Annotated in this window: 17 protein-coding genes, 1 rRNA gene and 1 pseudogene; 5 read left to right on the top strand and 14 right to left on the bottom strand. The window is 71.0% G+C overall.

Annotation, left to right across the window (positions count from 1 at the left end; translation table 11 throughout):
* Nucleotides 1–66: 66 nt before the first annotated feature.
* Both AB0H86_RS41750 and AB0H86_RS41755 read right to left on the bottom strand, forming a co-directional pair.
* A complete protein-coding gene (locus AB0H86_RS41750) occupies nucleotides 67–693 on the bottom strand; it encodes an NUDIX hydrolase (RefSeq protein ID WP_362451158.1) in 627 nt (208 codons plus the stop codon).
* A 141-nt stretch (nucleotides 694–834) separates the two neighbouring features.
* Nucleotides 835–2,484, bottom strand: a complete 1,650-nt coding sequence (locus AB0H86_RS41755) for a CTP synthase (protein WP_362451161.1) — start codon at nucleotides 2,482–2,484, stop codon at nucleotides 835–837.
* A gap of 511 nt (nucleotides 2,485–2,995) precedes the next feature.
* Between AB0H86_RS41755 and AB0H86_RS41760 the strand changes: the two genes are divergently transcribed.
* From AB0H86_RS41760 to AB0H86_RS41770, 3 genes are all read left to right on the top strand, one after another.
* Entirely contained in the window at nucleotides 2,996–4,798 is a 1,803-nt protein-coding gene (locus AB0H86_RS41760) for a glycoside hydrolase family 15 protein (protein ID WP_362451190.1), read from the top strand.
* 69 nt (nucleotides 4,799–4,867) lie between these two features.
* Nucleotides 4,868–6,250, top strand: a complete 1,383-nt coding sequence (locus tag AB0H86_RS41765; RefSeq protein WP_362451163.1) for an FAD-binding oxidoreductase — start codon at nucleotides 4,868–4,870, stop codon at nucleotides 6,248–6,250.
* Between the two features lie 105 nt (nucleotides 6,251–6,355).
* On the top strand, nucleotides 6,356–7,996 hold the full coding sequence (locus tag AB0H86_RS41770) for a PucR family transcriptional regulator (RefSeq protein WP_362451165.1): 1,641 nt from the start codon (nucleotides 6,356–6,358) through the stop codon (nucleotides 7,994–7,996).
* 8 nt (nucleotides 7,997–8,004) lie between these two features.
* Here AB0H86_RS41770 and AB0H86_RS41775 read toward each other — a convergent pair whose 3' ends face one another.
* From AB0H86_RS41775 to AB0H86_RS41795, 5 genes are all read right to left on the bottom strand, one after another.
* The gene (locus AB0H86_RS41775; RefSeq protein ID WP_362451167.1) at nucleotides 8,005–9,141 is read right to left on the bottom strand and encodes a glycosyltransferase family 4 protein; all 1,137 of its coding nucleotides are present in this window, start codon (nucleotides 9,139–9,141) and stop codon (nucleotides 8,005–8,007) included.
* Nucleotides 9,142–9,470: 329 nt separating this feature from the next.
* The gene (gene recN, locus AB0H86_RS41780; protein ID WP_362451192.1) at nucleotides 9,471–11,189 is read right to left on the bottom strand and encodes a DNA repair protein RecN; all 1,719 of its coding nucleotides are present in this window, start codon (nucleotides 11,187–11,189) and stop codon (nucleotides 9,471–9,473) included.
* A gap of 159 nt (nucleotides 11,190–11,348) precedes the next feature.
* The gene (locus AB0H86_RS41785; RefSeq protein ID WP_362451169.1) at nucleotides 11,349–12,254 is read right to left on the bottom strand and encodes an NAD kinase; all 906 of its coding nucleotides are present in this window, start codon (nucleotides 12,252–12,254) and stop codon (nucleotides 11,349–11,351) included.
* The gene (locus AB0H86_RS41790; RefSeq protein WP_362451171.1) at nucleotides 12,251–13,066 is read right to left on the bottom strand and encodes a TlyA family RNA methyltransferase; all 816 of its coding nucleotides are present in this window, start codon (nucleotides 13,064–13,066) and stop codon (nucleotides 12,251–12,253) included. Before AB0H86_RS41790 ends, AB0H86_RS41785 begins: the two co-directional genes overlap by 4 nt.
* A gap of 94 nt (nucleotides 13,067–13,160) precedes the next feature.
* Nucleotides 13,161–13,472, bottom strand: coding sequence for a hypothetical protein (locus tag AB0H86_RS41795; RefSeq protein ID WP_362451194.1), 312 nt, complete (start codon nucleotides 13,470–13,472; stop codon nucleotides 13,161–13,163).
* A gap of 165 nt (nucleotides 13,473–13,637) precedes the next feature.
* On the opposite strand from AB0H86_RS41795, the gene AB0H86_RS41800 reads away from it, so the two are divergent.
* Nucleotides 13,638–13,985 carry an SCP2 sterol-binding domain-containing protein gene (locus AB0H86_RS41800; protein WP_362451173.1) on the top strand — a complete coding sequence of 116 codons (348 nt, stop codon included), beginning with the start codon at nucleotides 13,638–13,640 and terminating at the stop codon, nucleotides 13,983–13,985.
* Here AB0H86_RS41800 and AB0H86_RS41805 read toward each other — a convergent pair.
* The 4 genes from AB0H86_RS41805 to AB0H86_RS41820 all read right to left on the bottom strand — a co-directional run bounded on the left by AB0H86_RS41805 (nucleotide 13,969) and on the right by AB0H86_RS41820 (nucleotide 18,092).
* Entirely contained in the window at nucleotides 13,969–14,835 is an 867-nt protein-coding gene (locus AB0H86_RS41805; RefSeq protein ID WP_362451176.1) for an ABC transporter ATP-binding protein, read from the bottom strand. The genes AB0H86_RS41800 and AB0H86_RS41805 overlap by 17 nt on opposite strands.
* Nucleotides 14,832–15,869, bottom strand: coding sequence for an iron chelate uptake ABC transporter family permease subunit (locus tag AB0H86_RS41810; RefSeq protein WP_362451178.1), 1,038 nt, complete (start codon nucleotides 15,867–15,869; stop codon nucleotides 14,832–14,834). The genes AB0H86_RS41805 and AB0H86_RS41810 overlap by 4 nt, the downstream gene beginning before the upstream one ends.
* A complete protein-coding gene (locus AB0H86_RS41815; protein ID WP_362451180.1) occupies nucleotides 15,866–16,909 on the bottom strand; it encodes an iron chelate uptake ABC transporter family permease subunit in 1,044 nt (347 codons plus the stop codon). Before AB0H86_RS41815 ends, AB0H86_RS41810 begins: the two co-directional genes overlap by 4 nt.
* Nucleotides 16,910–17,057: 148 nt before the next feature.
* A complete protein-coding gene (locus tag AB0H86_RS41820; protein WP_362451182.1) occupies nucleotides 17,058–18,092 on the bottom strand; it encodes an HAD hydrolase-like protein in 1,035 nt (344 codons plus the stop codon).
* A 72-nt stretch (nucleotides 18,093–18,164) separates the two neighbouring features.
* Here AB0H86_RS41820 and AB0H86_RS41825 point away from each other — a divergent pair, with 72 nt between their 5' ends.
* A complete protein-coding gene (locus tag AB0H86_RS41825; protein ID WP_362451184.1) occupies nucleotides 18,165–19,457 on the top strand; it encodes a DUF1015 domain-containing protein in 1,293 nt (430 codons plus the stop codon).
* Between the two features lie 60 nt (nucleotides 19,458–19,517).
* Here AB0H86_RS41825 and AB0H86_RS41830 read toward each other — a convergent pair whose 3' ends face one another.
* From AB0H86_RS41830 to rrf, 3 genes and pseudogenes are all read right to left on the bottom strand, one after another.
* Complete coding sequence (locus AB0H86_RS41830) at nucleotides 19,518–20,420, bottom strand: hypothetical protein (RefSeq protein WP_362451196.1); 903 nt, start codon at nucleotides 20,418–20,420, stop codon at nucleotides 19,518–19,520.
* Between the two features lie 15 nt (nucleotides 20,421–20,435).
* Nucleotides 20,436–21,551, bottom strand: a pseudogene (locus tag AB0H86_RS41835) (hypothetical protein); the annotation flags it as partial.
* Between the two features lie 125 nt (nucleotides 21,552–21,676).
* Nucleotides 21,677–21,762 (bottom strand): 5S ribosomal RNA (gene rrf / locus AB0H86_RS41840); the annotation flags it as partial.

The raw sequence follows: 21,762 nt of genomic DNA on the forward strand, positions 1-21,762 counted from the left end.
CGATCGGATCAGCCGATGGTCACACCGGGTGGGAGGTGTGAAGGTTCCGGAATGAGGTGCGGGCGTTCAGGAGTCGAAGGGACGCGCGGGCCACGGCGCATCCGCCGGGCGCAGCGCGTCGAGCCCGTAGCCGCCCCGCGCGGCGACCAGGGAGAGCACGCCCACCACGAGGCAGTTGTTGTGCAGGTCCCCCTCGAGGACACCCCGGACCAGTTCGTCGACCGGCACGCGCGCGTGCTCCATGTCGGCCTCCTCGTCCTCCACCTCGAAGCGGTCCCCGTCGGCCTCGGACAGGTCGCGGGCGAGGAAGATCCGTACGGCTTCGTCACAGCCGCCGGGCGTGGTGTAGACGTCGGTCAGCACCCGCCAGTCCTCGGCCTTGACGTGCGCCTCCTCGTACAGCTCGCGCTGGGCGGCGTGCAGCGGGTTCTCGCCGGGCACGTCCAGCAGGCCGGCCGGGATCTCCCACAGCTTTCGCCGCACCGGGTGGCGGTACTGCTTGATGAGCAGGACCCGGTCCTCGTCGTCGAGGGCGAGAACGGCCACCGAACCGGGATGGACCTGGTAGTCACGGCCGACCACCGAGCCGTCGGGCATGACCACCTCGTCCGTGCGAACGGAGGTCTTGTTGCCCACGAAGGGGGTCTCCGTCGATCGGATCCGCCACTCCTCGGGGGTGTCCTTGATCGTCATGCCCTGTCCTTCCAGACGTACGGAAGCCACGCGATGTACAGCGGCCGGCAGCCATCTGACGCACAGCGGCCACGTGAGAAAAAGCAGCCGGGGTGCTCACCTTTTGAAGGATTGCACCCCGGCCACCGTACAACTGGTGTGTTACTTCGAATTCTGCCGCTCGACAGAGGCCTTCACGAGTCCGGCGAACAGCGGGTGCGGACGCGTCGGACGCGAGCGCAGCTCCGGGTGCGCCTGGGTGGCGACCAGGTAGGGGTGGACCTCACGCGGGTACTCGACGTACTCGACGAGCTTGCCGTCCGGCGAGGTGCCGGAGAACAGGATGCCCGCCTTCTTCTCCAGCTCCGCGCGGTAGGCGTTGTTCACCTCGTAGCGGTGCCGGTGGCGCTCCTCGACGTACTCCTTGCCGTCGTACACCTCACGCACGATCGAACCCTCGGCGAGCTTGGCCGGATACATGCCCAGCCGCATCGTGCCGCCCATGTCGCCCTCACCGGCGACGATGTCGAGCTGCTCGGCCATGGTGGAGATGACCGGGTGCGAGGTGGCCGCGTCGAACTCGGTGGAGTTGGCGTCCGGGATGTCGGCGAGGCTGCGCGCGGCCTCGATCACGATGCACTGGAGACCCAGGCACAGGCCGAGCAGCGGGATCTTGTGCTCGCGGGCGTAGCGGATGGCGCCGACCTTGCCGAGCACACCGCGGTCGCCGAAGCCGCCGGGGATGCAGACACCGTCCACGTCCGCAAGCTGTTCCGCGGCGCCGGCCGGGGTCTTGCAGTCGTCCGAGGTGACCCACTTGATCTTCACGCGGGCCTTGTTGGCGAAGCCGCCCGCGCGCAGCGCCTCGGTGACCGAGAGGTAGGCGTCGGGCAGGTCGATGTACTTGCCGACCAGGGCGAGGGTGATCTCGTGGTCGGGGTTGTGCACACGGTCGAGCAGGTCGTCCCAGGTCCGCCAGTCCACATCACGGAACGGCAGGTCCAGCTTGCGGACGACGTAGGCGTCCAGGCCCTCGCCGTGCACGGTCTTCGGGATGTCGTAGATCGAGCGGGCGTCGGGACAGGCGACCACGGCGTCCTCGTCGACGTCGCACATCAGCGAGATCTTGCGCTTGATCGCGGCCGGCACCTCGCGGTCGGAGCGCAGCACGATCGCGTCTGGCTGGATACCGATGTTCCTGAGGGCCGCAACCGAGTGCTGGGTCGGCTTCGTCTTCAGCTCACCCGAGGGACCGATGTACGGCAGGAGCGAGATGTGGACGACGAAGACGTTGTCACGGCCGACCTCGTGCCGGACCTGGCGGACCGTCTCCAGGAACGGCAGCGACTCGATGTCGCCGACCGTGCCGCCGACCTCCGTGATCACGACGTCGACCTCGTCGGTCGCCATACGGCGGATGCGGTGCTTGATCTCGTTGGTGATGTGCGGGATGACCTGGACCGTGTCGCCGAGGTACTCGCCGCGCCGCTCCTTGGCGATCACGGTGTTGTACACCTGGCCGGTGGTGACGTTGGCGGAGCCGTCCAGGTCACGGTCGAGGAAACGCTCGTAGTGGCCGATGTCCAGGTCGGTCTCGGCGCCGTCGTTGGTGACGAACACCTCACCGTGCTGGAAGGGGTTCATCGTGCCCGGGTCGACGTTCAGGTACGGGTCGAGCTTCTGCATCACGACGCGCAGGCCCCGCGCCTTGAGCAGCATGCCGAGGCTGGAGGCCGTCAGGCCCTTGCCGAGCGAGGAGGCGACACCCCCGGTGACGAAGATGTGCTTGGTCGTCGTGGATTTGGGCGGCATGGCCAAGACGGGGCTCCCGTGGTCGCGGTCTGGGGGTGCGGTGCGGCTGCCGAACCGGAGGCTCTCCGGGGGCGCCGTCGCTGCGGTTCGGGGGTTTCGTGCCCACCGGTCCACGGGCTACCAGGGTATCAGCGACCGGAGGAGGTGGCTTCCGGCCACGCTCCGCGCACAGATCGCCACAGACCCGCACGCAGTCGCGCGTTCCTCACCCCTTGCCCACCCGTTCGGCTCACCCGCGTTGCCCGGGGCGGCACGCAGATCATCTACGTGCGTCGTATCCTGCTCGGACACTCGCTGCAGAGCCCGGCCGGCAACACGGCACCACCCCCGCCCGTAACCACCGGAACAACGAGAGCTCGTCAGTTCGTTGAGCAACAGTTGTCGTTTTGCCTCACAGCGGCACGACTGTTTTGATTCACCGCTCAACGACGGATTACAAAAACCCCCTTGACCGCACCAGCGACAGCCCCCTGTTCCGGGGGGTGACGTGGCCGTTCGACTGGAGTTGCACGTGGCCGGGCGCATCGAAGATTACGCACTCATCGGAGACATGCAGACCGCTGCCCTGGTCTGCCGGGACGGCACGGTGGACTGGCTGTGCCTGCCCCGCTTCGACTCACACGCCATCTTCGCCGGGCTGCTCGGCACGGAGGAACACGGCTTCTGGCGGATCGGCCCGGCGCACCCGTCCGGCGCCGAGCCGCCCACCGCGGCCCGGCGCAGCTACCGCGGCGACTCCCTGATCCTGGAATCCGAGTGGGACACCCCACGCGGCACGGTCCGGGTGATCGACTTCATGCCTCCGCGTGACGGCGCTCCGCAGCTGATCAGGATCGTGGAGGGGGTCTCGGGCCGGGTCCCGATGCGCTCAGCGCTCCGGATGCGTTTCTCCTACGGCCGGATCGTGCCGTGGGTGCACAAGCACGAGGGCCGTACGGTGGCCGTCGCCGGCCCGGACTCCGTGTGGTTCGACACAGAGGCCGAGACGTACGGAAAGTCATTGACGACGTACGCGGACTTCACGGTCGCCCCCGGTGACCGGATCGCGTTCACCATCTCCTGGGAGCCCTCGCACAAGCAGCCGCCGCCGCTGCCGGAGCCGGAGCAGTCGCTGGAGGCGACCGAGGACTTCTGGCGCGACTGGGTCGAGCACTGCACGTACCACGGCCCCTACCGTGAGGCCGTGATCCGCTCGCTGATCACGCTGAAGGCGCTGACATACGGCCCGACGGGCGGCATCGTCGCCGCGCCCACCACGTCCCTGCCGGAGGAGATCGGCGGTGTCCGCAACTGGGACTACCGCTACACCTGGCTGCGGGACGCGGCCATCACCCTCTCCTCGCTGCTGCGCACCGGCTACCGCGAGGAGGCCCGCGCCTGGCGCGAGTGGCTGCTGCGGGCCGTCGCGGGCGACCCGGAGAACCTGCAGATCATGTACGGCATCGCGGGCGAGCGCGAGTTGGGCGAGGCCGAGCTGGACTGGCTGCCGGGCTACGAGAGCTCCGGGCCGGTCCGGGTCGGCAACGGCGCCGCGCACCAGCTCCAGCTGGACGTGTACGGCGAGGTCACCGAGGCCCTGCACCTGGCCCATATGACGGGCCTGGCCCGCAACGACTACGCCTCGCTGCTCCAGCTGAAGCTGATCCGGTACCTGGAGCAGCACTGGGACGAGCCGGACGAGGGCATCTGGGAGGTGCGCGGCCCGCGCCGCCACTTCGTGCACTCCAAGGTGATGGCCTGGGTCGCCGTCGACCGCACGATCAAGCTGATCGAGTCCGGGGACGCGGACGGCCCGCTGGAGAAGTGGCGTGAACTGCGCGACGACATCCACCGGGACGTGTGCGAGCGGGGCTACGACAAGGAGCGCAACACCTTCACGCAGTCGTACGGCTCGAAGGAGTTGGACGCCTCGCTGCTGCTGATTCCGCAGATGGGCTTCCTGCCTCCGGACGACAAGCGCGTGATCGGCACGATCGAGGCGATCCAGCGGGAGCTGTCCACCTCGGACGGCTTCATCCTGCGCTACCCGACCTCGGGCGGCAACGAGGGCGTCGACGGCCTGCCCGGCGACGAAGGAGCCTTCCTCGCCTGCTCGTTCTGGATGGCGGACGACCTCGCGATGATCGGCCGTGTGGACGAGGCCCGCAAGCTGTTCGAGAAGCTCCTGTCCCTGCGCAACGACCTCGGCCTCCTGGCCGAGGAGTGGGACCCGCGCCTGCAACGCCAGGTCGGCAACTTCCCGCAGGCCTTCAGCCACGTGCCCCTCATCGACACGGCGCTGCGTCTGACGGCGTCGGGGGCGTACGGCGGCTGAGCGAGCCCTCCGGGCCGTGCCCGCCTAGGCTGGAAGCAGACAATTGCCCCTTCTCGGAAGGGAGCGACCATGGCTTCCCCCTCGAAGGCGGGCGCGGCTCTCACCGCGTTGCGCGAGGATCTCGTCGGCGACGTGATCGCCCCGGACAATCCGGGGTACGACGACACCCGGGCCGTCTTCAACGCCATGATCGACCGGCGACCCGCCGTGATCGCGCAGTGTGTGGACGAGACCGATGTGGTGCGCACGGTGCGCTTCGCCCGGGATCTCGATCTGCCGATCGCGGTGCGCGGCGGCGGGCACAGCGTGGCGGGCATGGCGCTGGGCGACGGCGCGGTGGTGATCGACCTACGTCATATGAGGGCTGTCACCGTCGACCCAGCGGCCGAGGCGGTACGGGTCGCGGGCGGCGCCACGATGAGCGACATGGACCGGGCCACCCAGCCCCACGGTCTGGCCACCACCGGCGGCCGGGCGTCTACGACCGGCGTCGGAGGCTTCGTCCTGGGTGGCGGCACCGGCTGGCTGGACCGGTCCTGCGGACTGGCCGTCGACAATCTCCTGGGCGTGGAACTGGTCACAGCCGACGGCAGACGGCTCCACGCGAGCGCCGACGAGAACCCGGACCTGTTCTGGGCGCTGCACGGCGGCGGCGGCAACTTCGGCGTCGCGACCGCGATGACCCTGAAGCTGCACGAACTGCCCGAGTTCTCCATCGCGCTGCTGCTGTACCTCCCGGAGCACGGTCCCGAGGTCGTGCGTACCTACCGCGACGTGATCACGGCCGGTCCTGACGAGGCGAGCGGCGCCATCATCTACCTCACCGGCCCGCCCGAGGAGTTCGTACCGCCGCACCTGGTCGGCACGCTGCTGTGCGGGATGCTGCTGACGTACGCCGGATCCGAGGCGGACATGCGCAAGCTGGCCGAGCCGCTGCTGGCGCTGCCGCACGAGTCGGAGGTCGTCGGGGCGATGCCCTACGCCGACGTCCAGTGCATGATCGACGATCCGCCCGGAATGCGGAACTACTGGTCGGCGGAGTACCTGACGGGCGCGCCCGACGACTTCGTGGCCGCCTTCTGTGCCCGGGGGGAGGCCCTGCCCGTGCCGACCGGCACCATGCACGCGCTGTTCCCGCAGGGCGGCGCGATCGGCGCCGGCCCGCACGAATATCCCGTGCCCTACCGGGACGCGCCGTGGGGTGTGCACCCCTTCGGGCTCTGGGAGGACCCCGCGGACGACGAGCGATGCGTCCAGTGGGTCCGGGACGTCCGCGCCGACGTCCGGCCGTGGAGCACCGGCGCGGTCTATCTCAACTTCATCGGCGACGAGGGCGGCGACCGGGTGGTGGCCGGCGTGGGCGCCGAGAACGGTCGGCGGCTGGCGGAGGTGAAGCGGCGGTACGACCCCGACAACGTCTTCCGCTTCAACCACAACATCAGGCCGGCCTGAGAGTCTTCGGCGTCCTCGCGCGGGCGGGACAGCCGTCAGTGTCCGCTCGCCCCCGTGGCCGCCCTGACATGTCACCGCAACGAGTGCGCGGGTAGCGTCCGTCACATGGACAGCCGCACGGACCACCCATTCGAGACCCGGGAGGCCGGGATCACCGTCCAGCGCGCCCTGGAGCTGCCGGGCCTGCGCAGCGGCCTGCCCGAGGTCCTCGCGGGCGCCGACCGGCTGCACCGGACCGTCCGCTGGGTGCACGCGGGTGAGGTGCCCCACATCGCCTCGCTGCTCAAGGGCGGCGAACTGCTGCTGACCACGGGCTACGGCCTCGGAACCCGCCCGTCCGACCAGCGCGTGTTCGTGCGCACGCTCGCCGAGCGCGGCATCGCGGCCCTCGTCGTGGAACTCGGCCCGCGCTTCACCCGCCTGCCCTCGGCGCTGGTCGACACGGCACGCGCGGCCGGTCTGCCGCTGGTCCAACTGCATCGCGAGGTGCCGTTCGTCACGGTCACCGAGGAGATCCACACCGAGATCATCAACGGCCACTACGCCCTGCTCCAGCGGGCGGAGGAGGTGCACCGCCGCTGCACCGAGGCCCTGTTGGGCGGTGGCGGGATACCGCAGGTCCTCGGCATCCTGGCCGACTTCGTCGGCAACCCGGTGTTCCTGGAGACACCGGACGGCCGACTCCTGTTCGCGGCCGGGGCCGGACCCGAGGGCGCGGATCCGCTCCAGGTGTGGGAGGGGCTGCGCGGCCAGCACCAGGACACCCCGCCGGCCGGCTCGGTCCTGGTGGACGTGCCGGGTGGCGGGCCGGGGTCGGGGGCGGTGCGGGCCCGCCTCGTCCTGCTGCCCGTACGCGCGCCGCTCGCGCCCGTGCACCGCATGGCCGCCGAGCGAGCCGCGGGCATCCTGGCCGTGGTCCTGATGCAGGCCCGCCAGGAGGAGGAGTTGGCGGCGCGGGGGCGCGGGGATTTCCTGACCGACCTCGCCGAGGGCCGGGTCGCGGCGGAGGACGCACCCGCGCAGGCGCGCGTCCTTGGCTTCAAACCGGGTACCGGCCCGCTGCTGCCCGTGGTGATGCGGCTCGGGGACGCCCTGTCACCGGGCGGAGGCTGGGCGGTCCTGGCGCGCGCGGTCGCGGAGGAGCTGGCGTCCGTGGGGGTGCCGGTCCTGCTGGGCGTACGACCGGTCGAGGGCCGTGTCCCGCTGCTGCTGGGCCTGCGTTCGGAGTCGGAGAGGTCGGCCGTCGCGGACCGGGTCGCGGCGGCGCTGCGGGCGGGTGTGGAGCGGGCCGGGATGCAGCGGCCGGGGGCGCAGCCGCCGGTGGTGGTCGTCGGGGTGGCGGGCGGCTGGGCGGCGGCCTCGGCGGGTCTCAGGCACGCGGCGGAGACGGCGACGGCGGCCCAGGGCCTGTCGGACCGTCTCTGGTACGACGCCCGTCGCCTGGACATCGACCTGCTGCTGTGGCGGCTGCGCGACCACCCGGACCTGGCGGCCTTCGTGGACCGTGCGATCGGCCCCGTCCGGGACCACGACCACCGCTCCAAGCCGCCGTTGCTGCCCACCCTGGAGACGTTTCTGGCGCACGCGGGACGCAAGGCGGAGACGGCCCGCGAACTCCACCTCAACCGGCAGACGTTGTACAACCGGCTGGCGCGGATCGGGGAGTTGCTGGGGACCGACCTCGACGATCCGCAGACGGTACTGGCGTTGAGCCTGGCCCTGCGCGCGCGCCGGCTCCTGCCGTAGTCAAGGCATTAGATGAACGGCCTGATCTGGGTCAACTCGTCGTAGACGCTGAGGACTTGGGCGACGGTCTCGTCCTCGGACGGCCAGGTGGCCGCCTGCCGGGTGCCCTTGTCCCGGAGCGACTCCTGACGCTCGGGGTCGCCGAGGAGGCGTACGACGGTGTCGGCGAACGCCTCGGAGTTCCCGGGCGGGACCAGTTCGGCCGCGTCGCCCACGAGTTCCGGGACGGCGCCGGAGTCGGTGGCGACGAGCGGCACGCGCGCGTGGAGCGCTTCCTGGGCGAGGACGGACCGCGACTCCCCGCTGCTGGGCAGCAGAGCGAGGTCGGCGACGGCGAGCAACTCGGCGATGTCCTCCCGCCGTCCGAGGAGCCGGACCGGCAGCCCCTCGCTCTCGATCCGCCGCTGCAACTCGGCGCGCGACGGCCCCTCTCCCGCGATCACCACCAGCGGCACGGGGTCGAGGCGGCGCCACGCGCGCGCGGCGTCCAGCAGCGTGTCGTAACCCCGATGACGGTCGAGGGAGCCGACGGCCATCAGCAACGGGCGCCCGATGGCGCCGAGTTCGGCCCGGACCTTGGCCCGAGGCCGGTCGGGGTCCTCCGGTTCGACGGTCTCGCGCGGACCGGGCAGCGCCACAGCGGCGAGCCGCGCGTCCCGTGCTCCGGTACGGCGTGCCCGGTCCACGAGGGTGGAGGTGGTGCCGAGCACCACGGTGGCCGTCTTCACCACCCGTCGCTCCAGCAGCCGCAGGAAGTGGGCGCGCGCGCCCTCGGCGTACGCGCGGTCGTGCCAGGTGACGATGAGCGGGGTGTGCCGTCCGCTGAGCGCGAGGACGGCGCGGAAGGAGGCGTGCAGTCCGTGCGCGTGCACCAGGTCCGCGTTGGTGCACGCCTGCCGCAGCGCGGCCACGGACCCGGGGTCGCTGCTGCGCGGCACGTGCACGTGTTCGGCGCCGGCGCCGCTGAAGTCGTAGGCGCGATCGGCCTCGACGGGGGCGCACACCGTGACCCGCACGCCCCGCGCCACCAGCCCGGAGGCCAGGGAGCGCACATGCGCGCTGCTGCCGGCGTTGCCTCCGCCGAGCACCTGCACGGTGCGCAGCGGCGACTGGCCGGGCGGTGAGTGGCTGCTCACGGGGGTCACGTGGCCGGGGCTCCTGGTTCGGCGTCGGGCGGTCACGAGGAAACGTACAGAAGGTGCCGGGCGGAGGGGGATGTACCGCGCGCTTCCTACGCGTACTGCGTTCTGATCCAAGGATGCCAGTACGTACGAGTGTTCCGGGAACGCCGCCGGTCGTACGCCCCGGCAGCACGGCGACCCGAGTCACCCACACGAGTGAGGGAGGACATGATTCCGCACACACGTGCCCGCACTGTTCACCCAGGGGGACGCACGTGTGGGGCAGCGTCTTAGACCTGGCGCCCCGTCACCTCCCGGGCCGCCGAACGCGCCACCTCGCTCACCCTGTGGGTCTAACCATCCGCCCTGGCCGTGGCCAGCAGCTCCTCCGCGTGGGCCCGGGCCGTCTCCGAGTTCTCCTGGCCGGCGAGCATCCGGGACAGCTCCCGGACCCGCTCCTCCCCCTCCAGGACCTTCACTCCGGACCTGGTGACCGAGCCGTCGTTGGTCTTCTCCACCAGCAACTGCCGGTCGGCGAAAGCTGCGACCTGCGGCAGGTGCGTCACGACCACCACCTGCGCGGTCTTCGCGAGCCGGGCCAGCCGTCGCCCGATCTCCACCGCGGCCTTGCCGCCGACTCCCGCGTCGACCTCGTCGAAGAGATAGGTCGGCACCGGCTCGTTCCCCGCGAAGACCACCTCCACCGCCAGCATCACACGGGAGAGTTCACCCCCGGACGCGCCCTTGGCGATGGGCCGGGGCGGCGCCCCCGGATGCGGGGCCAGCAGCAGCTCGACCTCGTCGGCACCGGCCGGCCCGTACGCGACCGCACGCCCGCCGACCTCGACGCCCTCCGGGTCCTCGGTCTGCCGGATGTCGAAGGACACGCGCGCGTGCGGCATGGCCAGCGAGGCCAGCTCGGCGGTCACGGCGGCCGCGAACCGCTCGGCGGCCTCCGTCCGCGCGTCGGTCAACGCCTGTGCCAGCCCGCCCAGTTCGGCCCGCAGGGCGTCCCGTTCGGCGGTCAGCTCCTCGGTGCGCTCGTCGTCGCCGTCCAGTTCGGTGAGGCGCGCGGCGCTGTGCTCGGCCCACGCCAGCACCGAGGCGACGTCCTCGCCGTACTTCCGCGTCAGCGCGGTCAGCGCGGCCCGCCGCTCCTCGACGGCCGACAGTCGCAGCGGATCGGCGTCCAGGTCGTCGGCGTACCCGGCGAGTTCCCCCGCGACGTCACCCAGCAGGATCCCGATCTCCCCGATCCGGCCCGCGAGCGCGGCCAGCGACGGGTCGTGCGACCTTACGGCGTCCAGGGCCCGCTGCGCGCCCGCGACGAAGGTCGCCGCGTCGATGCCCTCGGGATCCTCCGGGTTGCCGGCGAGCGCGGCGTGCGCGGCCGTGGCGGCGGACGACAGCGCCTCGGCGTGCCCGAGCCGCTCCGCCTCCTCCGCCAGCTCCACGTCCTCCCCGGCGCGCGGTTCGACCCCGGCGATCTCGTCGAGCCCGTACCGCAGCAGGTCGGCTTCCTGAGCCCGCTCACGCCCGCGCGTGACGATCTCCTCCAGCTCGACGGACACCGCCCGCAGCCGCCGATAGGCCTCGGTGTACTTGGCCAGCGGCCCGGCTACGGCACCCCCCGCGTACCGGTCGAGGGCCTGCCGCTGCCGGGACAGCTTCAGCAGCCCCTGCTGGTCGGTCTGCCCGTGCACGGCCACCAGGTCGTCGGCGAGCTCGGCGAGCAGCCCCACCGGCACGGAACGCCCGCCCAGGTGCGCCCGGGACCGCCCCTCGGCGGAAACGGTACGGCTGATCAGCAGCGTCCCGTCGTCGAGCTCGGCCCCGGCCTCCTCGGCCCGCACGACGGCCGAGTCGCCGGCGGACACACTGATCCGCCCCTCGACGACAGCGTTCTTCGCCCCGATCCGCACGAGCGCCGCATCGGCACGCCCACCGAGCAACAACCCGAGGCTGGTGACGACCATGGTCTTGCCCGCGCCCGTCTCACCCGTGACGGCGGTGAAGCCGGGCGACAGCTCGACCACCGCGTCGTCGATGACTCCGAGCGACCGTATCCGCATCTCCTCCAACACGGACACGACCTTACGAGGTCGGAGAGGGGAAGTGCGACGGCCCCCGGTCCTGACATGTGAAGGTGCAGGTAACGAATGCGCACAGCGGGCACCTGTCACCCAGGCGAGTGGAGGTACCCGAGGAGCGCGGGCGGGCCGTATCGATGGCTAGTGCGGCGCCCCCCGCCACCCGGAAACCGGCAACGCGAACTTCGCCACAAGCCGGTCGGTGAACGAAGCGTGATGCAGCCGAGCCAACCGCACCGGCACAGCCCCCCGCCGCACCTCGACCCGCGCCCCGGGCGGCAACTCGACAGTCCGCCGCCCGTCACACCACAGGACCCCCGGCGGAATGTGAGGCAGCACCTCCACCGCCAGCACGGAATCCGGCGAGGTCACCAACGGCTTCGCGAACAGCGCGTGCGCACTGATCGGCACCATCAGCAACGCCTCGACCTCGGGCCACACCACCGGCCCACCCGCCGAGAAGGCATACGCGGTCGACCCGGTCGGAGTGGACAGCACGATCCCGTCGCACCCGAACCCGGTGACCGGCCGCCCGTCGATCTCAAGCACCACTTCGAGCAGCTTCTCGGCGGACACCTTCTGCACGGCCGCCTCGTTCAGCGCCCAGTCGGTGTGCACGATGTCCCCGTTGCGATGCACGACGACATCGACGGTCATCCGCTCCTCGACCTCGTACGCCCTGCTCGCCACCCGCTCGACGACCCTGTCGAGGTCGTCCCGCTCGGCCTCCGCGAGGAAGCCCACGCGGCCCAGGTTGACGCCGAGCATCGGCACGCCGGACGCCCGGGCGAACTCGGCGCCACGCAGCAAGGTCCCGTCACCCCCGAGCACGATCAACAACTCGCACCCGTCGAGGCACTGCGGAGTGGCCTCCTTGACCAGCTCCACCTCCTCGGGCAACGGGAGGTCGGCGGCCTCGTACTCCAGGACGCGCACGCCGATACCCTCGCGCAGCAGCCCCTTCACCACCAGTTCGGCGCTGCGGATCGCCGCGGGCCGCCCGGTGTGGGCGAGCAGGAAAACAGTACGAGCTCGGTTCTGGCTCAACGCGGCCCCTCCGCTACTGCACGGTCAACGTCGGCCGGGTCCAGTTCGGGTGCACCCGACCGCAGCCACAGAAAATACTCGACATTCCCGGACGGTCCGGGCAGCGGACTGGCGGTGACACCCTTCACACCGAGCCCCAGTCCCCAGGCCCGCCCAGCCACCGCGCGCACGGCCTCGGCGCGCAGCTGCGGACTCCGTACGACTCCCCCACTGCCCAGCCGCTCCTTCCCCACCTCGAACTGCGGCTTGACCATCATCACCAGGTCGGAGTCCGGCTTCACGCACCGCGCCAGGGCGGGCAGTACCAGTCCGAGCGGGATGAAGGACAGATCCCCCACGACAAGATCCACTGGTTCCCCATCAATCACTTCGAGCGTCAACTCGCGTACGTTCGTACGGTCCTTGACGGTGACGCGTTCATCGCTCCGAAGAGACCATGCGAGTTGTCCGTATCCGACGTCCACGGCGACCACGTGCGCGGCTCCCGCCCGCAGCAGCACATCCGTGAAACCACCGGTCGACGCGCCGGCGTCCAGCGCCCGCCGCCCCTCGACGACGAGCCCCTCCGGGACGAACGCCGTGAGCGCGCCGGCGAGCTTGTGACCGCCGCGCGACACGTAGTCGGGGTCGCTGTCGTCGGACGAGACCACGATCGGCGCCGCGGTCTCCACCTGGGTGGCGGACTTGGTCGCGACGGTCTTCCCGACGGTGACCCGCCCGGCGGCGATCAGCTGCCCGGCGTGCTCGCGCGAGCGCGCGAGCTTCCGGCGGACCAACTCCGCGTCGAGACGGCGACGTGCGACTCCTGCCACGTTCGGTTCAGCTCCTGTTTTCGTACTGACTGTTCGTACTGGCTGTTCGTACTGACTGTTCGTACTGGGTACTCGCACTGGCTGTTCGTACTGACTAGAAGGTGTGGCCCGAAGGGCCTCGTTGAGGGGCGGTGCCCGGATGACGGTCCGGCGGGGGCACCGGAGGTCCCGGGCGGGCGTCGAGCGCGGTGAGCGCGTCGCGCAGCCCCCGGTGTACATCCTCGTACACCTCGGCGTGTCCGTCCGTGGCGAGGTGGTCGGTGTCCCCGAGCCGAGCCAGCAGAGCGTCCACCTCGGCGTTCCCGGTGGGGGTGCGGGGCACGTCCAGCGGGGTGGGCGCGGCGGGGTCGTGGTCCGGTTCGGCCTGGCCGTCCGGTCCATCCGGCCCATCCGGTCGTCCGAGCACGTCAGGTGCCTCGGGCACGTCAGGAACGGCCGTCGGAGCCGGTACGTCCGACCCGATCGGTCCGTCCACCGCCGGAACCTCCGCTTCCGCCCGGGCCTCGACCTCGGGCACAGAGTCGCTCATGCCAAGACGCTACCGCGAAGCCCTGGGGTAACGTCGATCTCGATGGCCACGATCGAGGAGTGCCGCGCCGCACTCGAGAAGCTCTCGGACACCCTGCAGACCACCGAGGGGGACGTCCGCACCGCGGCGGCCCTGGACCGCTCGGTGAGCTGCCACATCACCGACCTGGACGTCACCTTCGTCGGCCGGCTCGTCGACGGCCGGATCGAGGTGGCGGACACGCTCCAGGGGTCGCCGCCGGAGAAGGCCCAGATCAGACTCGCCATGGCGGGCGACGACCTGGTGGCCCTGGTGAACGGCGAGCTGAACTTCGCGAAGGCCTGGGGATCGGGCCGGGTGAAGCTGGAGGCGGGCCTCAAGGACCTGTTCCGGCTCAGGAAGCTTCTGTAGCCACCGCGTCTGTCCGGGCCTTGCGCGCCGCCGGCACCACCAGCGGCGTGCCCGTCTCCGGGTCGTCGATGACCTGGCAGCGCAGTCCGAAGACCTCCTCGACCAGTTCCGCGGTGACGATGTCGTTCGGCGCGCCCTCGGCGATGATCGCGCCGCTCTTCAGGGCGATCAGGTGCGTGGCGTACCGCGCGGCGTGGTTGAGGTCGTGCAGGACGGCGACCAGGGTGCGGCCCTGCTCCTCGTGCAGTTCGGCGCACAGGTCGAGGACGTCGATCTGGTGCTGGATGTCCAGGTAGGTCGTCGGCTCGTCGAGCAGCAGCAACGGCGTCTGCTGGGCGAGCGCCATCGCGATCCACACGCGCTGGCGCTGGCCGCCTGACAACTCGTCGACATAGCGGTCGGCGAGTTCGGCGACCCCGGTCTGCGCCATCGACTCCTGGACGACCCGCTCGTCCTCGGTCGACCACTGCCGCAGGATCCCCTGGTGCGGATAGCGGCCGCGGCCGACCAGGTCGGCGACGGTGATCCCGTCGGGCGCGATCGACGACTGCGGCAGCAGCCCCAGGGTGCGGGCGACCTTCTTCGCCGGCATCGACTGGATGACCTGCCCGTCGAGGAGCACCCGGCCCCGACTCGGCTTGAGCATCCGTGACAGCGCCCGCAGCAGCGTGGACTTGCCGCACGCGTTCGGGCCGACGATCACGGTGAAGGAGTTGTCGGGTATCTCCACCGACAACTGTTCGGTGATGACCCGCTGGTCGTAGGCGAGGGTCACGCTCTCGGCGGACAGGCGGTTCACAGTGCTCCTTCGGTTGTTCAGTCCGTTGCCGGCGCTGCTGTCGACGCTCATATCCGGCCCGCCTTGCGCTCGATGACCAGAAGCCACAGCAGGTAGACCCCGCCGAGGACACCGGTGACCACGCCGACGGGCAGTTGGTCGGCTCCGAACGCGCGCTGCGAGAGCCAGTCGGCGGTCACCAGGAGGGTGGCGCCCATGCACAGGGACGGCAGCAGGTTCGGCCCGGGCGAGCGGGTCAGCCGACGGGCCAGTTGCGGCGCGGTGAGCGCCACGAAGCTGATCGGCCCGGCCGCCGCCGTGGCGGTCGCGGTGAGCAGGACGGCGACCACGAGCAGCATCATCCGGAGCCGCTCGACGCGCACTCCGAGGGCGTACGAGACGTCGTCGCCCATCTCCATCATCCGCAGCCCGCGCGCGTTGCCGAGGACGAGGGGTACGAACACGGCGCACAGCGCGAGCAGCGGCCAGACCTGGTCCCAGTCGCGGCCGTCGAGCGACCCGGTCATCCACACCACGGCACGGGTCGCGTCGGTGAGGTCGGACAGGGTGAGCAGATAGCTGTTGAACGCCGTGAGGATCGCGGACACACCGATGCCGACCAGTACCAGTCGATAGCCGTGCACGCCCCGCTTCCAGGCGAGCAGATAGATGGCGAGCCCGGTCACCAGACCACCCAGGAGCGCCCCGACGGTGACCTGGGTCGCGCTTCCCGACATCAGCACGATCACGATCAGCGCACCGGCCGCCGACCCCTGTGCGAGCCCGAGCACGTCCGGACTGCCCAGCGGATTGCGGGAGATGGCCTGGAACAGCGCACCCCCGCCTCCGAGCGAGGCACCTACCAGAAGTCCGACGAGGACCCGCGGCAGCCGCAGCTCGTTGATGATGAACTCCTGGCCCGCGTTGCCGTTGCCGACCAGCGACCTGAGCACGTCGGCGGGCGGGATCGGGAAGTCGCCGGTGCCGATCAGCACGACACTCGCGGTCAGCGCGGCGAGCGACAGGAGTACGACGACGACGACGGCACGGACGTCCAGCCGGATCGAGAGACCGCCGGGGGTCCTGAGGGCACGGGGGGTCTTCACAGCTGGGCCAGCCTCCGCCGACGTACGAGAAAGATGAACACGGGACCGCCGATGAGCGCGGTGACGATCCCGACCTGCACCTCCGCGGGGCGCGCGACGATCCGGCCGAGGACGTCGGCGCCCAGCAGCAGCACGGGCGACAGGATGGTCGCGTACGGCAGGATCCAGCGCAGGTCGGGTCCGGTGAAGGACCGTACGACGTGCGGGATCATCAGCCCCACGAACACGATCGGCCCGCAGGCGGCGGTCGCGGCCCCGCTCAGCACGGTCGCGGCGAGCATCGACAGCGCCCGGGTCCGGTTCAGGTTGGCGCCCAGCGCCTTGGCGGTGTCGTCACCCATGGCCACGGCGTTCAGCGGCCGCGCCAGGGCGAGCGCGAGGACCGATCCGACCAGCAGGAACGGCAGCACCTGCACGATGGTCGAGTCGGTCGCCGAGGACAGTGAACCGACGGTCCAGAAGCGCATCCTGTTCAGCGCCGCGTTGTCCAGGATCATCACGGCCTGGAGATAGCCGTAGAGCGCGGCGCTGATCGCGGTGCCGGCCAGCGCGAGCCGCACCGGCGTGGCCCCCCGGCTGCCGCCCAGGAACCAGACCATGGCCCCGACCGCGGCCGCTCCGAGGAAGGCGAACCACACATACCCGCTGAGTGAGGTGACCCCGAGGAACGAGATCGCGGTGACGACCGCGGCGGACGCCCCCGCGTTGATGCCGAGCAGCCCGGGGTCGGCCAGCGGATTGCGGGTGAGCGCCTGCAGCACCGCCCCGGACAGCCCGAGCGCGGCGCCGACGAGCAAGCCCAGCACGGTCCGCGACAGCCGGTCGGCGACGACGACGTCGGCGTACGTCCCCGAATCCTCGAACAGGCCGTGCCAGACCTCTCCCACGGAGAGCGCCTTGGCGCCGATCGCGATGCTCGCCACCGCGACGAGCACCAGCATCATGACCGAGACGAGCAATCCGACGACTCGTATCGCCCTGCGGTTCGGGGGCGCGGGGGCGGTCTCCGCGCGCTGTTCGGGGGGACTGTCGACCAACACGTAGTTAGGTTAGCCTACCCTCGCATTCAGCCACGATCCCGGTGGACAGGAATGTTCACGGGGTCATGGGTTCGGTTGATGGTTCGGGTCATGGGTTCGGGTCATGGGTTCGGGTCATGGGTTCGGGTCATGGGTTCGGGTCATGGGTTCACAAGCCCAGCCGTGCCAGCGCCTTCCCCCCGTCCAGCTCGCACACACCGTCACCGGCCGACGTCCAGGCCGCCGCGCACAGCGCCCGCAGCCCGTCCAAGGCCTCGCCGTCACCGTCGAGTTCCAGCCTCCCCTGCTTGGCCCCGGCCTTCGCCGTCCAGCCGCCGCACCTGAAGCCCTCCTCGTCCCCGGTGACTTCCGGCTGCCCTGTCAGCAACCCCCGCAGATCGGCGTCGACATACGTCGGCCGGTGCTGCGGCGGCGCGGCCAGCAGCTGCGGCCCGTCCGTGACGCCGGTCAGGACGAGCAGCGAGTCGACCTCCCCGTTGAACGCCCCCTCGATGTCCGTGTCCAGCCGGTCCCCCACCACCAGCGGCCGCTCGGCGCCGGTCCGCAGAATCGTCTCACGATGCATCGGCGGCAGCGGCTTGCCCGCCACCTGCGGATCGGCCCCGGTCGCGATCCGTACGACCTCCACCGCCGCGCCGTTGCCCGGCGCGATCCCGCGCGCGCTCGGAATCGTCAGGTCGGTGTTGGACGCGAACCACGGCACCCCGCGCGCGATGGCGTAGCAAGCCTCGGCGAAACGACTCCACTTCAGGTCGGGACCGCCGTATCCCTGCACGACCGCCACCGGATCGTCGTCCGCCGACTCCACCGGCTCGAGGCCGCGCTCGCGCAGCGCCACTCGCAGCCCCTCGCCGCCGATCACGAGCACGCGCGCACCGGCCGGCACCTGCTCGGCGATCAGCCGTGCGACCGCCTGCGCGGAGGTGATGACATCCGACGAACCCGTCGGTATGCCCAGCTCGGTGAGGTGCTCGGCCACGGTGTCCGGCGTGCGCAGCGCGTTGTTGGTGACATACGCGAGCCGCATCCCGCCCTCACGCGCGGTCGCCAGCGACTCGACGGCGTACGCGATCGCGTTCCCGCCCGCGTACACCACCCCGTCCAGATCGAGCAGCGCCGTGTCGTACGCCTCGCTCAGGGCCCGCCCACTGCCCTCGGGCCTCGTCCTGACACGCTGGCTCATTCCGCATCGCTCCTCGTTCGACGGCTTTCCCCCGATCATCCCGCATGCCACTGACACACGTACGATGCCGGGATGAACTCAGCAGGTCACTCGGAAGCAACGGCGCCCCGAGGCCTGGAACTCACCCCGTTCCGAGGCCTGCGCTACGACCCCGACCGGGTCGGCAACCTGGCCGCCGTGACGTCTCCTCCGTACGACGTCGTCGTACGTCCCGACGGAGTGCACCACCTGCAGTCCGCCGACCCGCACAACATCGTCCGGCTGATCCTCCCCCAGGCCACGACTCCCGCCGAACGCAACGCACAGGCGGCGCGCACCCTGCGCCGCTGGCTGTCCGAGGGAGTCCTGACCACCGACTCCCAACCGGGCCTGTACGTCTACGAACAGCGCGACGGCGCCGGCCTGCTCCAGCGCGGCGTCATCGGCGCCCTGCGCCTGTCCGAACCGTCGGAGGGCGTGGTCCTGCCCCACGAGGACGTCATACCGCATGTCGTCGCCGACCGCGCCGCCCTCATGCGCGCCACCTCCGCGAACCTGGAGCCACTGCTCCTGACCTACCGCGGCGACGGCGCCGCGTCCGCCACCACCGAGGTCGTCGAGCGGCTCGCCGAACAGCCCCCGCTTCTCGCGACGACCACGGAGGACGGCTACAGCCACCGCCTGTGGTCGGTCACCGATCCGGCCGACGTGGACCGCGTCCAGTCCGACCTGGCCCGCCATCAGGCCCTCATCGCCGACGGCCACCACCGCTGGGCCACCTATCGGCGTCTACGCGCGGAGCATCCCTCCCCCAGCCCCTGGGACTACGGCCTGGTCCTCCTCGTCGACACGGCCCGCTACCCCCTGCGCGTCCGCGCCATCCACCGCCTCCTGCACGGCCTGCCCGTCGCGGACGCGGTGACCGCCCTGGACGGCCTGTTCCGCGTACGCCGCCTCGAAGTCCCCTTGGCGCAGGGGCTGGAGAGCCTGGCGGACGCGGCCCGCGAGGGCAACGCGTTCCTGCTGGCCGGTGACGGTGCCTTCCATCTGATCGACCGCCCGGATCCGAACCTGCTGTCCCGCACGGTCCCCGCCGAGCATCCCGCCGCCTGGCGCACCCTCGACGCGACGGTCCTGCACGCCACTCTCCTCGACCACGTCTGGCACATCCCCGAGGACGACCCCGCCCGCATCACCTACATCCACGACACGGCGGCCACGGTCGAGAAGGCCGAGCGTGACAGCGGTACGGCCGTCCTGATGCACCCGGTCCGCGAGGAGGTCGTCCGCGACCTGGCCCGCCAAGGTGTCACGATGCCCCGTAAGTCGACGTCGTTCGGGCCGAAGCCGGCGTCGGGCCTGGTGCTGCGCGCGCTGGACCGCTAGCCGCCCGGACAGCCGAAAGGGCGGGACCCCGGCCCGGGATCCCGCCCTTCACACAAGGCGTCAGTCCTTGTCGCCGTCCTCGGCCTTCTCCACGGAGGGTTCCTGGAGCTCGACGTCGTGCGAGGGCTCGGGCTCGACCTCCGCTTCGACCTCGGGCTCGGTCTCGGTCTCGGCTTCGGGCTCGGTCTCGGGCTCGGGCTCGGCCTCGGCCTCGGCCTCGGTCTCAGGCTCGGTCTCGGGCTCGGTCTCGATCTCAGGCTCGGTCTCGGGCTCGACCTCGGTCTCGTCGAAGGCGTCGACGAATTCGACACCGTCCAGCTCGGCAAGCCGGTCCGAGGCGTCCGTGCTGCCGTCCTTGTCGGCCTCAATGGCCTTGGCGAACCACTCCCGCGCCTCGTCCTGCCGCTCGGCGGCAAGCAGGGCGTCGGCATACGCGTACCGCAGCCGCGCGGTCCACGGCTGTACGGAGTGGGAGGCCAGCTCGGGGCTCTGCAGCGTCACGATCGCCGCGTCCAACTGCCCCATGTCCCGCCGGGCGCCGGCCGCGACGAGCCGCATCTCCACCTGTCCGGGCTTGTCGAGCTTGCGCACCTCGGGGGCACCGGCCATGTCCAGCGCCTTCTCCGGCCGCCCGAGCCCACGCTCGCAGTCGGCCATGACGGGCCACAGGTCCACGCTGCCGGTCATCCGTCGCGCTGCCCGGAACTCGGCGAGCGCCTCGCTGTACTTCTGGTTCGCGTACGCCGCGAACCCGGCCGCCTCGCGTACGGCGGCAACCCGCGAGGCGAGCCGCAGGGCCACCTTGGAGTAGTCGTAGGCACCCTGGGGGTCCTCGTCGATGAGCCGGGCCACCATCACCAGGTTCTTGGCGACGTCCTCGGCGAGCCCCTTCGGCAGGCTCTGCAGCTCCTGCCGTACGTCCTTGTCGATCTCGTCACCTGTGACGTCCTCGGGGATCGGCAGCCGCCTGATCGGCTCCCGGTCCCGGTCACGCTCGTCACGGAAGCTACCGCCACCGCGCCGGTCATCGCGTCCACGGAAGCCCCCTTGGCGGTCACCTCGGTCGTCCCTGCGGGGCCCACGGGCATCACGGTCGTCCCGACCCCGGAATCCGCCCCCTTCACCGCGGTTGTCATCGCGACGGAAGCCACCGCGCTCGCCACCACGATCATCGCGACGGTCGCCACCGCGGTCACGGTCACGATCGTCACGGCGGAAACCACCCCGGTCGCCGCCCCGGTCGTCACTCCGGACCCCACGGTCCCGGTCTCGGTCGTCACGACGGAAACCACCACGGTCACCGTCACTACGGCGGTCGTCTCGACGGTCGTCACGCCGGAAACCACCGCGATCGCCACCACGGTCGTCACTCCGACGATCATCACGGCGGTCATCACGACGCCCATAACCAGCACGGTTGTCGTCGCGGCGGAATCCACCGCGGTCGTCGTCCCTGCGCTCCCCACGGTCATCGCGGCGGAAGGTCGGACGGTCTCCATCACGACGGGGACCGTGGTCACGGTCGTCACGCCGGGGTCCTGCGGGGCGATCGTCACGACGGGGCCCTGCGGAACGGTCATCACGACGCGGCCCCGCGGAACGGTCATCACGACGCGGCCCCGCGGAACGGTCATCACGACGCGGCCCCGCGGAACGGTCATCACGACGCGGCCCTGCAGAACGGTCATCACGCCGAGGCCCTGCAGAACGGTCATCACGCCGAGGCCCCGCAGAACGGTCATCACGCCGAGGCCCCGCAGAACGGTCATCACGCCGAGGCCCCGCAGAACGGTCATCACGACGCGGCCCCGCAGAACGGTCATCACGACGCGGCCCCGCAGAACGGTCATCACGACGCGGCCCCGCAGAACGGTCATCAGGTCGGAACGCCGGACGCGGTCCACGATCGCCTTCACGCCGATCATCCCGCCGGCCGTACCCGCCCCGGTTGTCGTCGCGACGGAAGCCGCCGCGCTCGCCACCACGGTCACCGCTGCGGTCGCCACCACGGTCGCCGCCGCGGTCGCCACGGTCACCACTGTCCCGTCGCCGCTGGTCGCGCTCCGGTCGATCGTCGGGAGAGTTGGTGGACATGGGTGACTCCTGTCTTCGGTACTGCAAGTCATTCTCGCGCAGCCGGGTACCCGGCGCGCACTGGAAAAACAAAAGGACCCCTGGCCCCAGCTGAACGCTGGGGACCAGGGGTCCTTCCAAAAATTGTTCGGCGGCGTCCTACTCTCCCACAGGGTCCCCCCTGCAGTACCATCGGCGCTGTAAGGCTTAGCTTCCGGGTTCGAAATGTAAC

This window comes from Streptomyces sp. NPDC050997 (assembly GCF_040660135.1).
GTDB lineage: Bacteria > Actinomycetota > Actinomycetes > Streptomycetales > Streptomycetaceae > Streptomyces.